The organism is Burkholderia sp. IO2, from assembly GCF_029522185.1.
Taxonomy (GTDB): Bacteria; Pseudomonadota; Gammaproteobacteria; order Burkholderiales; family Burkholderiaceae; genus Burkholderia; species Burkholderia cenocepacia.
The window spans coordinates 1-1684 of record NZ_JAKWFH010000133.1; the positions used below are offsets into that span (position 1 = coordinate 1).

The window sequence follows — 1684 nt, forward strand, 5'->3', positions numbered from 1 at the left end:
ATGTCGTAGCCATTTCAAGATGTCGTAGCGGCGGCTAAATAGAAATGTCGTGTTTTGAAGGGTTCAGGGTTCGTCTCTTTCGGGTTACAGATTTCGCGGAGTCGAAGAGCGGAGCTTGAACGGGCAGGGCGCTTACGCCAGTTCCAGTGTCCCTTGCAGACCGACGGCCAGGTTTGCGGGGTGGTTGCTGCGTCTGTTTGCGCTGAGCAATATCCACAACCACCTGCTCGACATCGGCCTGCGTGAACTCACGCTGCTTCTTTTTACCCGGTTGAGGTGTGTTGCGATTCGTCTTGGTCGAGTCACCTCGATGCGCTCGCGATGGAGCCTTACCAATCCGGCTGTTATCGCGTTGTGCTTGAAGGGCTTGCGCGACCTGCAGCACGTGACTCAAACGCTTGTGTTCGACAACGGCGGCTTGATCGATCTCGGCCAGCCGGTCGTACTGTCTGCAGGGCAGCACGCGACCCTCTGTTCGGAGTTCGATGCGCCCATCCGGGTACTCCCAAACCTCGATCGTTCGGTCGATCAGCTTCCGATTCTCCGGCGTATCGTCCAGCAAATACATCACCCGGTCGTACTGCACCGTCAGCGACTTCGTGACTTTCCTCAGCTCGCGCCATGTCATCACCCAGTCGAGATTCTCATCGGCATGCAGCGGCCGGTGTGCATTGAAGTCGCTCTTCGGAGGCTTTGCGAAACGTGCGTTGTAAGCGGCCATGAAGAGGGGCATGTAAGCGTTGGCGTCGGCCACCGTGTTGATCCCGCGCAATCGCATCTCCTTGACCAAGCGATCCTGCAACGTCAGATGTGCTCGCTCGACTCGCCCCTTGGCCGGACTGCTGTTCGCGCAGAACGTGTCGATGTTCAGCTCAGACATCGCTCGGCCGAAGTGCGTTACGCGGTTGCCGTTCTTGCCAGGTTTGACGTTGCGGAACACGCTGTACTTGTCGCTGTAGAATGCTCCAGGTTTGCCGTGCCGTTCGATATACGCCCGCGTCGCCTCGAAGTAGCTGAAGGTCGATTCGGTCTGCGTGAAGTGCAGCATCATCAACCGGCTCGTCGCATCGTCGACGTACACCAGTAGCGTGCAGGCCGCCGCCCGTTCCTCGAACCACCGATGGTCGCTGCCGTCGATCTGGATCAGTTCGCCCAGGCAGGCCCGGCGTGCTCGTGGCTGATAAACCTTCGGTGGTCGCTGTCGGCGCGGCACCCACAAACCAGCTTCCGTCATCAGCCGCCGTACCGTTTCCTTGGCGAGCTGGATGCCGTGGCATTCCCGAAGCTTCTCGCACGCCAGTGTCGGCCCGAAATCGGCGTAGCGATCCCGGATGATCGTCAGGGCCCGCTGGGCCAACTCCGCATCCAGCCGCCGGTTGCCAGGACCGCCACGCTTGCGCGAGGTCAGGCCCACCGCGCCAGACTCCCGATATCGAATCACCAGCCGCTCGATCTGCCGGACCGTCAGGCCCAGCCGTTCGGCCGCGCGGCCGGGCTTCAGGCCCGAATCCACCACAGCCTGAATCACCTTCAGACGGTCGAGTTCTCGCATGTCCAATGTCACCAGAGCTGTTCGGTGCATCGTCGGCTCCATGATCTGACGGGGAACCGGCAAGCTTACCGAGGTCCAAATGCGACATTTCTAAATGGCTAGAACACGACATTTCTAAAAAGCTACTACAAC

1 protein-coding gene is annotated in these 1684 nt (G+C 59.7%); it reads right to left on the reverse strand.

Going from position 1 to position 1684, the window contains the following annotated elements; translation table 11 throughout:
• Nucleotides 1–34: 34 nt before the first annotated feature.
• Nucleotides 35–1582, reverse strand: coding sequence for an ISNCY family transposase (locus tag MMB92_RS35135; protein WP_060263900.1), 1548 nt, complete (start codon nucleotides 1580–1582; stop codon nucleotides 35–37).
• Nucleotides 1583–1684: the final 102 nt, after the last annotated feature.

Coding starts and splice junctions, on each gene's coding strand:
- MMB92_RS35135 (WP_060263900.1), bottom strand. CDS start 1,582: ATGCACCGAACAGCTCTGGTGACATTGGACATGCGAGAACTCGACCGT.